Origin of the sequence: Pseudomonas ekonensis, assembly GCF_019145435.1 — a bacterium.
GTDB classification, from domain to species: domain Bacteria; phylum Pseudomonadota; class Gammaproteobacteria; order Pseudomonadales; family Pseudomonadaceae; genus Aquipseudomonas; species Aquipseudomonas ekonensis.
This window is the reverse complement of the sequence record NZ_JAHSTS010000003.1, coordinates 439,351-452,666: the sequence shown is the minus strand read 5'-3', so window position 1 is coordinate 452,666 and position 13,316 is coordinate 439,351. Positions and strand designations below refer to the sequence as shown.

The window sequence follows — 13,316 nt, the reverse complement described above, 5'->3', positions numbered from 1 at the left end:
GATGACTGCGTAGAGTGGGCAAAAAACGCACAAGGACAACCTTATGTGCCTGATCGTTTTCGCCTGGCGGCCGGATCATGCCCAACCGCTGATCGTCGCGGCCAACCGCGACGAGTTCTACGCCCGGCCCAGCCTGCCGCTGGCCCCGTGGCCGGAGGCGCCCCACGTCCACGCCGGGCGGGACCTGGAGGCGGGCGGCACCTGGCTGGGCCTGGGCGCCCACGGCCGGTTCGCGGCGCTGACCAACATCCGCGACCCCGGCCAGCCGCCGGCGCAGCGTTCGCGGGGCGGGCTGGTGGCCGGGTTCCTGACCGGGGAGCTGTCGATCGACGACTATCTGGCCGACGTCGTCGAACGCTCGGCGCAGTACGCCGGGTTCAACCTGCTGCTGGGCAACGCCAACGAACTGTGGCACTTCAACGCCCGCGACCCGGAGCCGGTGATGCTGCCGCCGGGGGTCTACGGACTGTCCAACGCCGGGCTGGACACACCCTGGCCGAAACTGCTCAAGGCCAAGGCGGCCTTGAATGCGGTGCTGGACGATCCGCAGCCCGAACGGTTGCTGGCGCTGCTGGCCGACGCGCAACCGGCGCCGGAGGCGGAGTTGCCGGACACCGGCGTGGGACGGGCGACCGAGTCGCTGCTGTCGAGCGTGTTCATCGCCAGCCAGAGCTACGGGACGCGGGCGAGCACGGCGCTGATCGTGCAGGCGGACGGCACGCGCCGGATCGTGGAGCGCAGCTTCGGCCCGTTCGGCGGGCATCTCGGGGAGGTGGACTTGAGCGTCTGACGTGGCGAGGGCGCTTGCTCCCTCGCCACACGTGTTCAGGCGGTCTTGACCGGCGCCGGGTTGATCATCCGCGACAGCCCCAGGTTCTTCAGGGCCAGTTGCAGCGAGCTGTGGATGACCTGCGGGTTGTCGATGGTCATCAGTTCCGCCAACAGGTCCCTGGACTTGCTCAGGTTGATCTGACGCAGCATCCACTTCACCTTCGGCAGGTTGGTGGCGTTCATCGACAGGCTGTCGAAGCCCATCGCCATCAACAGCACCGCGGCCGCCGGGTCGCCGGCCATTTCGCCGCAGATGCTCACCGGCTTGCCTTCGGCGTGGGCGTCGCGCACCACAATCTGCAAGGCCTGCAGCACCGCCGGGTGCAGGTAGTCGTAGAGGTCGGCCACCCGCGGGTTGTTGCGGTCCACCGCCAGCAGGTACTGGGTCAGGTCGTTGGAGCCGACGGACAGGAAGTCCACCATCCGTGCCAGTTCCCTGGTCTGGTAGACCGCCGCCGGAATCTCGATCATCACCCCCACCGGCGGCATCGGCACGTCGGTGCCCTCGTCGCGCACCTCGCCCCAGGCCCGGTGGATCAGGTGCAGCGCCTCTTCCAGCTCGTGGATGCCGGAGATCATCGGCAGCAGGATCCGCAGGTTGTTCAGGCCTTCGCTGGCCTTGAGCATCGCGCGGGTCTGCACCAGGAAGATTTCCGGGTGGTCGAGGGTGACGCGGATGCCGCGCCAGCCCAGGAACGGGTTGTCTTCCTTGATCGGGAAGTACGACAGCGCCTTGTCGCCGCCGATGTCCAGGGTCCGCATGGTCACCGGCTGCGGGTGGAACGCGGCGAGCTGCTCGCGGTAGATCGCCAGTTGCTCCTTTTCGCTGGGGAAGCGCTGGTTGATCATGAACGGCACTTCGGTGCGGTACAGGCCGACGCCTTCGGCGCCGCGCTTCTGGGCGCGGGCCACGTCCGCCAGCAGGCCGGTGTTGACCCACAGCGGCATGCGGTGCCCGTCGAGGGTCACGCACGGCAGGTCGCGCAGCGCGTCGAGGCCCAGGGCCAGCTGCTTCTCTTCTTCCACCACTTCGGCGAACTGCTTGCGCAGCACTTCGCCGGGGTTGGTGTAGACCTCGCCGCGGTGGCCGTCGACGATTATTTCGATGCCGTCGACCTTGGCGTACGGCAGGTCGACCAGGCCCATCACCGTCGGGATGCCCATGGCCCGGGCCAGGATCGCGACGTGGGAGTTGCCCGAGCCCAGCACCGAGACCAGGCCGACCAGCGTGCCTTCCGGCACCTCGCCGAGCATGGCCGGCGTCAGTTCTTCGCTGACCAGGATGGTCTTTTCCGGGTAGACCAGGTTCTGCTGACGCTCTTCCTGCAGGTAGGCGAGCAGGCGGCGGCCCAGGTCCTTGACGTCCGACGCCCGCTCACGCAGGTAGGCGTCGTCCATCAGTTCGAAACGGTTGACGTGATCGGTGACCACCTGGCGCAACGCGCCCTGGGCCCATTGGCCGGTCTTGATCACGGTGGTGACTTCGCTGCCCAGCGAGGCATCGTCGAGCATCATCAGGTAGACGTCGAACAGCGCGCGCTCTTCGGGGCGCAGCTGGGTCGCCAGCTTGGCCGACAAGGCGCGCATGTCGGCGCGCACGCCTTCGAGGGCGTTCTTGAACAGCGCCAGCTCGGCGTCGATGTCGGCGACGGCCTTGTCCGGCACCACGTCCAGGTCCGCCGGCGGCAGCATGACCACGGCGGTGCCGACCGCCGCGCCCGGCGAGCCCGGAACGCCGACGAACTTGGCTTCCTGGATGCCCTTGCCCTGACGGCCCAGGCCGCGGATCGAGCCGGTGGCCTCGGCGTGGGCGATCACGCCCGCGAGCTGGGCGCTCATGGTCACGAGGAAGGCCTCTTCGCCTTCGTCGAACTGGCGGCGTTCTTTCTGCTGGATGACCAACACGCCGACGACGCGGCGGTGGTGGATGATCGGCGCCCCGAGGAACGAGGCGTAGCGCTCCTCGCCGGTCTCGGCGAAGTAGCGGTAGCGCGGGTGGTCCGCGGCGTTTTCGAGGTTCAGGGGTTCTTCACGCGTGCCGACCAGGCCGACCAGACCTTCGTTGGGCGCCATGCTGACCTTGCCGATCGAGCGCTTGTTCAAGCCCTCGGTGGCCATCAGCACGAAGCGGTTGGTCTCGGGGTCGAGCAGGTAGACCGAGCAGACCTGGCTGCCCATGGCCTCTTTGACGCGCAACACAATAATCCCCAACGCCGCCTTGAGATCCTTGGCGGAGTTAACTTCCTGGACGATCTTGCGCAGCGTATTGAGCATGGCTCGGGGTCGAACTCCGTCGTCAGTCGCGCGCCAGCAGGCGCGGGGCAAGCTCTTTGAGGGCGCGCCGGTACACCTCGCGCTTGAATGTCACCACCTGGCCCAGCGGATACCAATAGCTGACCCAACGCCAGCCATCGAACTCCGGTTTACCGGTCAAATCCATCCGCACCCGCTGCTCGTTGGAGATCAGGCGCAGGAGAAACCACTTCTGCTTCTGGCCGATGCACAGCGGCTGGCTGTGGGTACGCACCAGACGCTGCGGCAAACGATAGCGCAACCAGCCCCGGGTACAGGCGAGAATTTCAACATCTTCGCGCTCCAGGCCCACTTCTTCGTTCAGCTCGCGGTACAAGGCGTCTTCCGGCGTCTCGTCGGGGTTGATCCCCCCTTGCGGAAACTGCCAGGCGTCCTGATTGATACGGCGGGCCCATAGCACCTGGCCGGCGTCATTCGTCAGAATGATCCCGACATTGGGGCGGAAACCATCGGGGTCGATCACGGCAACAACCTCGCAAACGCATGTCGCCGCATTGTTCCACAAAGGTCGTGAAGGCGGCAACGAAGGTTCCCAGCTTATGTGCACTCTTGTGAAAAGACCGTATTCTTGTCCCCTTTTCACTGACTTTTCAGCGGGTAACTGCAATGCGCCTGGCACTCTTCGATTTGGACAACACCCTTCTGGGCGGCGACAGCGATCACGCCTGGGGCGACTACCTGTGCGAACGCGGCTTCCTCGACCCGGTCGCCTACAAGGCGCGCAACGACGAGTTCTACCAGGACTATCTGGCCGGCAAGCTGGACAACGCCGCGTACCTGAACTTCTGCCTGGAGATCCTCGGCCGCACCGAAATGGCCGTGCTCGACCAATGGCACAGCGACTACATGCGCGACTGCATCGAACCGATCGTGCTGCCCAAGGCGCTGGCGCTGCTCAAGCAGCACCGCGACGCCGGCGACAAGCTGGTGATCATCACCGCCACCAACCGTTTCGTCACCGCGCCGATTGCCGTGCGCCTGGGCGTCGAGACCCTGATCGCCACCGAGTGCGAGATGCAGGACGGCCGCTACACCGGGCGCAGCACCGACGTGCCGTGTTTCCGTGAAGGCAAGGTGACGCGGTTGAACCGCTGGCTGGAAGAGACCGGGCATTCGCTGGAAGGCAGTTACTTCTACAGCGACTCGATGAATGACCTGCCGCTGCTGGAGCAGGTGGCGAACCCGGTGGCGGTGGATCCGGATCCGAACCTGTTGGCCGAGGCCGAGAAGCGAGGCTGGCCGGTGCTCAGCCTGCGCGGCTGATGCCGCTATCGCCGGCAAGCCGGCTCCCACAAGGTTCTGCGGCGAGCACAGGCACTGTGAACGCTAGAGAGCCCTGTGGGAGCTGGCTTGCCAGCGATTGGCTCACCACGGGTTCAAGCCCTCAGACAGGCTTGGCCCCCATCAATCCGGCAATCGCCACAAGACAGACCAGGCCGAACAGCGCCAAGGCCAGGCTGAACCGCCCCACCCCGCCCGGCGCCTTGCGCAGCCGGTTCAGCCGCACCAGCAGCCAGAACCACGCCAGCGCCGCCACGGTGTAGAGCACGCTGGAGGCCAGCAGCCACGTCTGCCCCAGCGGCCAGCCCACCAGATGCACCATCCACCAGCCGGTGAACGGCATGCTCAGCAGCGCCAGCGCCATCAGCAGCCAGACGAACACCCGCGGCCGCTGCAGCGTGCGGCTGCCTGCGGTGGCGTCACCCTTGCGCCGCGCCAGGAAGACCCAGGCGCCCAAGCCCAGCGCGCCGAGCAACAGCACCGCCGTCGCCGCCGTGTGCGCCACCTTGAGGGCAGTCAACGTTTCCATGATCCGGTTTCCTTATGGCCTGCCCATCAGCGTAGCCGCTCAGCCGAGAAACAGCTGATAGGCCGGGTTGTCGCTTTCGTCCCAGTACGGATAGCCGATCGCCTCGAGCGCCGCAGGCACCAGGTGACGCTCTTCGTGCGGCACCTGCAGGCCCGCCACCACCCGGCCGTCCGCCGCGCCGTGGTTGCGGTAGTGGAACATCGAGATGTTCCAGCGCCCGCCGAGCTTGTTGAGAAAGTTGAACAGCGCCCCCGGACGCTCCGGGAACTCGAAGCGCAGCACCACCTCGTCGACCACCTGCGCCGCGCGCCCGCCGACCATGTGGCGGATGTGCAGCTTGGCCAGTTCGTTGTCGGTCAGGTCGATCACCGGGAAGCCCTGTTCGGTCAGGCTCGCCAGCAGGGCGCTGCGCGGGTCGCTGTCGGGGTGGGTCTGCACGCCGACGAAGATGTGCGCTTCGCTGCCGGTGCTGTAGCGGTAGTTGAATTCGGTGATCTGGCGCTTGCCGATGGCTTCGCAGAACGCCTTGAAGCTGCCGGCCTTCTCCGGGATGGTCACGGCGATGATCGCTTCGCGGCCCTCGCCCAGTTCGGCGCGCTCGGCCACGTGGCGCAGGCGGTCGAAGTTGACGTTGGCGCCGGAGTCGATGGCGACGAAGGTCTTGCCGACCACGCCGCGCTGCTCAACGTACTTCTTGATCCCGGCCACGCCCAGGGCGCCGGCGGGTTCGGTGATCGAACGGGTATCGTCGTAGATGTCCTTGATCGCCGCGCAGATTTCGTCGGTGCTGACGGTGATCACCTCATCGACGTAATCCTTGCAGATGTCGAAGGTGTGCTGGCCGATCTGGGCCACCGCCACGCCGTCGGCGAAAATGCCCACCGTCGGCAGCACCACCCGCTCGCCCGCCGCCATCGCCGCTTGCAGGCAGTTGGAGTCGTCGGGCTCGACGCCGATGACCTTGATGTCGGGACGCAGGTACTTCACGTAGGCCGCGATGCCGGCGATCAGCCCGCCGCCGCCGACCGGCACGAAGATCGCGTCCAGCGGCTGCGGGTGCTGGCGCAGGATCTCCATCGCCACGGTGCCCTGCCCGGCGATGGTGTGCGGATCATCGTAAGGGTGGATGTAGACGTAGCCCTTCTCATCGACCAGCTTCAGCGAATAGGCCAGGGCCTCCGGGAACGAGTCGCCGTGCAGCACCACCTTGCCGCCCCGGGAACGCACGCCTTCGACCTTGATCTCCGGGGTGGTCTTGGGCATCACGATGGTGGCCTTCACCCCCAGCACCTTCGCCGCCAGGGCCAGGCCCTGGGCATGGTTGCCCGCCGAGGCGGTGACCACGCCGCGGGCGCGCTCTTCGTCGGTCAGCTGGGTCAGCTTGTTGTAGGCCCCGCGGATCTTGAACGAGAACACCGGCTGCAGGTCTTCGCGCTTGAGCCAGATGTCGTTGCCCAGCCGCTCGGAGAGCTGGCGGGCGTTCTGCAGCGGGGTTTCTACGGCAACGTCGTAAACGCGCGAGGTGAGGATCTTTTTGACGTACTGTTCGAGCATCGGAAGGCATCACTGGGCGGGTTGGGCAGGGCCAAGGAGTCTAACCCGGCTTTTGGCCGCACGACCACACGAATCCCGAGGTTTTACCCCGGCTTGGGGCTATAATGCCGGCCTTTCCGTTCTCACCTTGCCCGCTTCCGGAGCCCGCATGACCCAGGATCAACTCAAACAGGCCGTGGCCCAGGCCGCCGTCGACTTCATCCTTCCGAAACTCGACGACAAGAGCATCGTCGGGGTCGGCACCGGCTCCACCGCCAACTGCTTCATCGATGCCCTGGCCCTGCACAAGGGTGCGTTCGACGGTGCGGTCGCCAGCTCCGAAGCCACCGCCGCGCGCCTGAAGGGCCACGGGATTCCGGTGTACGAGCTCAACACCGTGAGCAACCTGGAGTTCTACGTCGACGGCGCCGACGAAAGCGATGCCCGCCTGAACCTGATCAAGGGCGGCGGCGCGGCCCTGACCCGCGAGAAGATCGTCGCCGCCGTGGCGCAGACCTTCATCTGCATCGCCGACGCCAGCAAGCTGGTGCCGGTGCTCGGCGCGTTCCCGCTGCCGGTGGAAGTCATCCCGATGGCACGCAGCCACGTCGCCCGCCAACTGGTGAAGCTCGGCGGCGACCCGGTCTACCGCGAAGGCGTGCTGACCGACAACGGCAACATCATCCTCGACGTGCACAACCTGCAGATCACCCACCCGGCGGAGCTGGAAGCGCAGATCAACGCCATCGTCGGCGTGGTCACCAACGGCCTGTTCGCGGCGCGTCCGGCGGACCTGCTGCTGCTGGGCACCCCTGAAGGCGTGAAGACCCTGAAGGCTGAATAAGCCGAAATTTCCGGGCAGATGAAAAAAACTGTGGGAGCTGGCTTGCCAGCGATAGCGGTGTATCAGTCGACATGTTTGGCGACTGATACACCCTCATCGCGAGCAAGCCCGCTCCCACAGTGTCTTGTGAAGCGAATTAGTTTTGCGCAGGCTTCCTGAAGACGTAAAACAGATTCGGCTCGCTCACCAGGTACAGCGTCCCGTCGTCGTCCATCGCAATGCCTTCGGCCTGCGGCACCGTGTTCTTCAGGCCCTGCCGTCCCCCGTTCAGCGACATCGTGCTCAACGGGCGCCCGTCCACATCCAGCTCCAGAATCAGCCGCGACTCGTCGGACAGCGCCAGCAGATGGCCGCTGCGCTCGTCGTACTGCAGGCTCGACAGATCCCGCACGAACATCCCGGCGTCGCGCTTGGGGTTGTTGATCACGTGCACGGCGTAGGACTTCTCCGGATTGAAGTGCGGAAAACCGTGCACCTCATAGATCAGCATCGGATCCCGCTCCTTGGCCACGAACAGGCGCTTGCCCACCGAATCGTAGGCCAGGCCTTCGAAGCCCTTGTTGCCGCTCATGTGCACGCCGAGGGTCATCTGCTCCGCATCGGCCGCATCGAGGAACGTGGTGTCCTGCTCCAGGTGGATCTTGATCAGCCGCTGCTGGCGCTCGTCGGTGATGACGTAGGTGTCGGCGTTGATGAACTCCACGGCTTCCGGATCGCCGAAACCGATCAGCGCCACCCGGCGCAGGATCCGGCCGTCCAGCGACAGCTCGATCAGCTCGGCGTTCTTGTTGGTGACGGTGAACAGGCTATTGCGCACCGGATCGTAGGTCAGGGCCGACACATCGTCGTCCAGCCCGTCGATGACCTTCGCCTCGACAGCCACCCGGTAGCGGTCAAGGCCGATGGCCTCGGCGCTGTGCGGCTGCCACAGCGCATGCAGGTTGAACCAGGCCCGTTCGAACAGGCGCAGGTACTGGCCGACGGCGATCAGCGCGATCAAGGCCACCGCAGACAGCAGAATGAACAGGGGTTTGGGACGGGCGAATCGGCGCATGCGGACGGGCTCGGAATCAAAACGGGCGGATGGAATATCACGCCCGTCTGAACTGAAGCTTAATGGCCGCCGGCCCGTGAGGACAACCGCACGCCTTGGGCGCCGGGGTCACTTCTGCTTTTCGAAGCGATAGAACAGGTTCGGCTCGCTGACGATGTAGAGCGTGCCCGACTCGTCCATGGTCACGCCTTCGGCGCGGGGGATGGTGTTCTTCAGGCCGTTGAAGCCGCCGAGCAGGGTCATGAAACTGACCTGCTCGCCCTTTTCGTCCAGTTCCAGCAACAGGTGCGAGTCGGCGGACAGCACCAGGGTGTGGCCGGTGCGCGGGTCGATGGCCAGGGCCGAAAGGTTGCGCAAGTCCAGTTCGTCGCTCGGCAGCTTCTGCTTGTCGCCCTTGAGGGTCTGGCTGCCGTCACTGCTCCAGGTGAACAGCGCCGGCGGGCGTTCTTCGCCCAGCAGCAGGCGTTGGTTGCGCTTGTCCCAGGTGATGGCCTCGAACGCCTTGTTCTGGTCCCTGGACGGGCCCAGGTCGTATTTCGGATAGTCGTCGCGCTTGAGTTCGCGGGTGGCGGCGTCGACCTTGACGATCGACAGCAGGTGTTCGCGCTCGTCGACGATGGCCATCAGGCCGTTCTCCATCACGGTGACGCCTTCCGGGTTGCTCCAGCCCACCAGCGGCATCTTGCGCAGCACGTCGCCCTGCAGGGTCAGCTCGACCAGGAACGGGTTCTTGCCCATCACCGAAAACAGGGTTTTGGTCTGCGGGTTGTAGGAGAGATCCGATGCCTCGTCCTTTTCCATCCCCGGCAACAGTTTGGCGTCGATCACCGCGCGGTAGCCAGGCAGCCAGATGCTTTCCTTCTGCCCGGCGGGGCTCTCGAAACGCTCCTTCACCCAAAGCAGCCCGCGGTCATCCCAGTGCATGGCATACGCCAAGCCATAGGCAATGACGCCCACCAGCAACAACCAGGAATACCAGCGCATGACGAACCGCGGGCGGCGGGCGGATTTGAGCTTGGGCAGCGATTGAGATGACATCAGAGGACGCGTTCCGAAAATTCAGGCTATGGGTAATAGCACAAAGGGGCCGGCTCAGACGCCAGAATGACCGGAATTATCCGTACAGAATGTGAAAAAAACGGCAAATGGCGGGATCGCCCTGCCTGTGGGGCCGCTGTCTTGATCCGTGCCTTGCGGTGGCGGGCCCACCGCATCGCCAGCAGGCTGGCTTCCACAGAGAAGCCCGGACATCCGCAAGGAACCTGCAGCCCCCAAAAACCTGTGTGGGCCAGCCTGCCGGCAATGGCGTCAGCGGCAGTGACGGATCAGCGCACGCTGCTGGTGAAGCGGCTGGCGCCCGGCAGTTCCAGCACGATGTCGTCGCCGACGTTCAGCGGCCCGACGCCCACCGGCGTGCCGGTGAGGATCACGTCGCCGGCCTGCAGCGAGAAGCAGCCGGCCATGTGCTGGATCATCGGCACGATCGGGTTGAGCATTGCGCTGCTGTTGCCGTCCTGGCGCACTTCACCGTTGATGGTCAGGCGGATGCCGATGTCGGTCAGGTCGGCGAAGGCGCCGGCGGCCACGAACGGCGCGATCACCGCCGCGCCGTCGAAGGACTTGGCGATTTCCCACGGCAGGCCCTTGGACTTGAGCTCGGCCTGCTTGTCGCGCAGGGTCAGGTCCAGCGCCGGGGCGAAGCCGGAGATGGCATCCAGCACTTCCTCGCGGCTCGGACGGGTGGACAGCGGCTTGCCGATCAGCACGGCGATCTCGGCCTCGTAGTGCACCGAACCGCGCTCGGTCGGGATCTTGAACCCGCCTTCCAGCGGCACCACGCAACTGCCGGGCTTGATGAACAGCAACGGCTCGGTGGGCACCGGGTTGTCCAGTTCCTTGGCGTGTTCGGCGTAGTTGCGGCCGATGCACACCACTTTCCCCAGCGGGAAGTGAATCCGCGTACCGTCGACGTACTGGTGCTGATAGCTCATTTACCGACTCCTGCCTTCATTGATTCACAAGGGTTGCGCTCAAACTGCGAAGATCTTGCCCGGGTTCATGATGCCGTTCGGGTCGAACACCGCCTTGACCGCTTTCATGTACTCGATTTCCGCCGGCGAGCGGCTGTAGGTCAAGTAATCGCGCTTGGTCATGCCCACGCCGTGTTCGGCGGAGATCGAGCCGTTGTACTTCTCGACGGTCTCGAACACCCACTTGTTGACGGTGGCGCACTTGGCGAAGAACTCGTCCTTGCTCAGGTTGTCCGGCTTGAGGATGTTCAGGTGCAGGTTGCCGTCGCCGATGTGGCCGAACCAGACGATCTCGAAATCCGGGTAGTGCTTGCCGACGATCGCGTCGATTTCCTGGAGGAACGCCGGGACTTTCGCCACGGTGACCGAAATGTCGTTCTTGTACGGCGTCCAGTGGGAGATGGTTTCGGAGATGTACTCGCGCAGCTTCCACAGGTTGTGCAGCTGGGTTTCGCTCTGGCTCATCACCCCGTCGAGCACCCAGCCCTGCTCCACGCAGTGCTCGAAGGTCTCCAGGGCCAGGTTGGCCACCTCCTCGGTGGTCGCCTCGAACTCCAGCAGCGCGTAGAACGGGCAGTCGGTCTCGAACGGCGCCGGCACGTCGCCGCGGCCCAGCACCTTGGCCAGCGCCTTGTCGGAGAAGAACTCGAAGGCGGTCAGGTCGAGTTTGCCCTGGAAGGCGTGCAGCACCGGCATGATCGAGTCGAAGTCCGGGGTGCCGAGCACCATCGCGGTCAGGTTCTTCGGTGCCCGGTCCAGGCGCATGGTGGCCTCGACCACAAAGCCCAGAGTGCCTTCGGCGCCGATGAACAGCTGCCGCAGGTCGTAGCCGGTGGCGTTCTTGATCAGGTCCTTGTTCAGTTCCAGCACGTCGCCCTTGCCGGTGACGACTTTCATGCCCGCCACCCAGTTGCGGGTCATGCCGTAGCGAATGACCTTGATCCCGCCGGCATTGGTGCCGATGTTGCCGCCGATCTGGCTGGAACCGGCGGAGGCGAAATCCACCGGGTAGTACAGGTCATGCTCTTCGGCGGCGTTCTGCAGCTGTTCGGTGACCACCCCCGGCTGGCAGACGGCGGTGCGGTCGGTGAGGTTGATGTCGAGGATGCGGTTCATGTAGTCGAACGACACGACCACCTCGCCGTTGGCCGCCACCGCGGCGGCGGACAGCCCGGTGCGCCCGCCCGACGGCACCAGCGCCACCTTGTGCGCATTGGCCCAGCGCACGACGGCCTGCACCTGCTCGATGGTCTTGGGGAACACGACGGCGCTCGGCGCCGGGGCGAAATGCTTGGTCCAATCCTTGCCGTATGCGTTCAGGGAGTCGGCGTCGGTCAGGACTTTGCCGGGCTCGACCAGGGTCTTCAGTTCATCAATCAGGGCAGGATTGGTCATCGACAGAACTCTCGAACAATTCATGGTCATCCTGAAGACGCTTCACGTCGCAGGAATGAGTGATTAGCGGGGTGGCTATGCTAGCATACCGACCCCGCAGGCCAGTGCCCAACGGCGGTTCTGCGGCGACGGCTTTCCTGCCGTCCGGGTCAGCATCTGTTGACCATTTCCTGCCATTTTTCTCCGGGATACAGGTTTACGCAGATGAGCAAGACTTCTCTCGACAAGAGCAAGATCAAGTTCCTTCTCCTCGAAGGCGTCCACCAATCGGCTGTCGACGTCCTCAAGGCGGCGGGCTACACCAGCATCGAGTACCTCACAGGCTCCCTGCCGGAAGACCAGCTCAAGGAAAAGATCGCTGACGCTCACTTCATCGGCATCCGCTCGCGCACCCAACTGACCGAAGAGATCTTCGATCACGCGAAGAAGCTGGTGGCGGTGGGCTGTTTCTGCATCGGCACCAACCAGGTCGACCTGGACGCGGCCCGCGAGCGCGGCATCGCCGTGTTCAACGCGCCGTACTCCAACACCCGCTCCGTGGCGGAACTGGTGCTGGCCGAGGCGATCCTGCTGCTGCGCGGCATCCCCGAGAAAAACGCTTCCTGCCACCGTGGCGGCTGGATCAAGTCCGCGGCCAACTCCTTCGAGATCCGCGGCAAGAAGCTGGGCATCGTCGGCTACGGCTCCATCGGCACCCAACTGTCGGTCCTGGCCGAAGGCCTGGGCATGCAGGTGTACTTCTACGACACCGTGACCAAGCTGCCGCTGGGCAACGCCGTGCAGGTCGGCAACCTGCACGAGCTGCTGGGCATGTCCGACATCGTCACCCTGCACGTGCCTGAAACCGCCGCCACCCAGTGGATGATCGGCGAGAAGGAAATCCGCGCCATCAAGAAGGGCGGCATCCTGATCAACGCCGCCCGCGGCACCGTGGTCGAGCTGGACCACCTGGCCGCCGCGATCAAGGACAAGCACCTGATCGGCGCCGCCATCGACGTGTTCCCGGTGGAGCCGCGCTCCAACGACGAAGAGTTCGAAAGCCCGCTGCGCGGCCTGGACAACGTGATCCTGACCCCGCACATCGGCGGCTCCACGGCCGAAGCACAGGCCAACATCGGCCTGGAAGTGGCGGAGAAGCTGGTCAAGTACAGCGACAACGGTACGTCGGTATCGTCCGTGAACTTCCCGGAAGTGGCCCTGCCGGCCCACCCGGGCAAGCACCGTCTGCTGCACATCCACGAGAACGTTCCGGGCGTGATGAGCGAGATCAACAAGGTCTTCGCCGAAAACGGCATCAACATCTCGGGTCAGTTCCTGCAGACCAACGAGAAGGTCGGCTACGTGGTGATCGACGTCGACGCCGAATACTCGGAACTGGCGCAAGAGAAGCTGCAGCACGTCAACGGCACCATCCGCAGCCGCGTGTTGTTCTGAAGCAGCTGCAAGCTTCAAGCTTCAAGCGGCAAGGCTCGTCGCTTGTAGCTTGTAGCTTGTAGCTTGTAGCTT

The 13,316-nt window shown here is 64.9% G+C and carries 12 protein-coding genes; 4 read left to right on the top strand and 8 right to left on the bottom strand.

The genetic code is table 11. The annotated features are described in order from the left end of the window. Positions 1 to 43 precede the first annotated feature (43 nt). Complete coding sequence (locus tag KVG96_RS26045) at positions 44 to 790, top strand: NRDE family protein (RefSeq protein WP_217894583.1); 747 nt, start codon at positions 44 to 46, stop codon at positions 788 to 790. A 35-nt stretch (positions 791 to 825) separates the two neighbouring features. Here the strand turns inward: KVG96_RS26045 and ptsP are convergent, their stop codons facing one another. Continuing rightward, positions 826 to 3,105, bottom strand: coding sequence for a phosphoenolpyruvate--protein phosphotransferase (gene ptsP, locus KVG96_RS26040; RefSeq protein ID WP_217894582.1), 2,280 nt, complete (start codon positions 3,103 to 3,105; stop codon positions 826 to 828). A gap of 22 nt (positions 3,106 to 3,127) precedes the next feature. Next, on the bottom strand, positions 3,128 to 3,607 hold the full coding sequence (locus KVG96_RS26035; RefSeq protein ID WP_085580957.1) for an RNA pyrophosphohydrolase: 480 nt from the start codon (positions 3,605 to 3,607) through the stop codon (positions 3,128 to 3,130). Positions 3,608 to 3,750: 143 nt separating this feature from the next. On the opposite strand from KVG96_RS26035, the gene KVG96_RS26030 reads away from it, so the two are divergent. Further along, the gene (locus KVG96_RS26030; RefSeq protein ID WP_217894581.1) at positions 3,751 to 4,407 is read left to right on the top strand and encodes a histidinol-phosphatase; all 657 of its coding nucleotides are present in this window, start codon (positions 3,751 to 3,753) and stop codon (positions 4,405 to 4,407) included. 121 nt (positions 4,408 to 4,528) lie between these two features. Here the strand turns inward: KVG96_RS26030 and KVG96_RS26025 are convergent, their stop codons facing one another. Next, a complete protein-coding gene (locus tag KVG96_RS26025) occupies positions 4,529 to 4,954 on the bottom strand; it encodes a DUF2269 family protein (RefSeq protein ID WP_217894580.1) in 426 nt (141 codons plus the stop codon). A gap of 39 nt (positions 4,955 to 4,993) precedes the next feature. Then, a complete protein-coding gene (gene ilvA / locus KVG96_RS26020) occupies positions 4,994 to 6,508 on the bottom strand; it encodes a threonine ammonia-lyase, biosynthetic (protein WP_217894579.1) in 1,515 nt (504 codons plus the stop codon). A 148-nt stretch (positions 6,509 to 6,656) separates the two neighbouring features. On the opposite strand from ilvA, the gene rpiA reads away from it, so the two are divergent. Then, entirely contained in the window at positions 6,657 to 7,331 is a 675-nt protein-coding gene (gene rpiA / locus KVG96_RS26015) for a ribose-5-phosphate isomerase RpiA (RefSeq protein WP_217894578.1), read from the top strand. 136 nt (positions 7,332 to 7,467) lie between these two features. Here the strand turns inward: rpiA and KVG96_RS26010 are convergent, their stop codons facing one another. The 4 genes from KVG96_RS26010 to KVG96_RS25995 form a co-directional block, all read right to left on the bottom strand. Next, positions 7,468 to 8,385 carry an SdiA-regulated domain-containing protein gene (locus KVG96_RS26010; protein WP_217894577.1) on the bottom strand — a complete coding sequence of 306 codons (918 nt, stop codon included), beginning with the start codon at positions 8,383 to 8,385 and terminating at the stop codon, positions 7,468 to 7,470. Positions 8,386 to 8,493: 108 nt separating this feature from the next. Next, positions 8,494 to 9,423 (bottom strand): SdiA-regulated domain-containing protein, encoded by a 930-nt coding sequence (locus KVG96_RS26005; protein WP_217894576.1) that lies wholly within the window; start codon positions 9,421 to 9,423, stop codon positions 8,494 to 8,496. A 287-nt stretch (positions 9,424 to 9,710) separates the two neighbouring features. Continuing rightward, positions 9,711 to 10,376, bottom strand: coding sequence for a fumarylacetoacetate hydrolase family protein (locus KVG96_RS26000; protein ID WP_217894575.1), 666 nt, complete (start codon positions 10,374 to 10,376; stop codon positions 9,711 to 9,713). Positions 10,377 to 10,415: 39 nt separating this feature from the next. Beyond that, positions 10,416 to 11,810: a D-2-hydroxyglutarate dehydrogenase gene (locus tag KVG96_RS25995; RefSeq protein WP_217894574.1), complete on the bottom strand. Its 1,395-nt coding sequence runs from the start codon at positions 11,808 to 11,810 to the stop codon at positions 10,416 to 10,418. A gap of 204 nt (positions 11,811 to 12,014) precedes the next feature. Between KVG96_RS25995 and serA the strand changes: the two genes are divergently transcribed. Next, positions 12,015 to 13,244: a phosphoglycerate dehydrogenase gene (gene serA / locus KVG96_RS25990; protein WP_217894573.1), complete on the top strand. Its 1,230-nt coding sequence runs from the start codon at positions 12,015 to 12,017 to the stop codon at positions 13,242 to 13,244. The last annotated feature ends 72 nt before the right edge of the window (positions 13,245 to 13,316 follow it).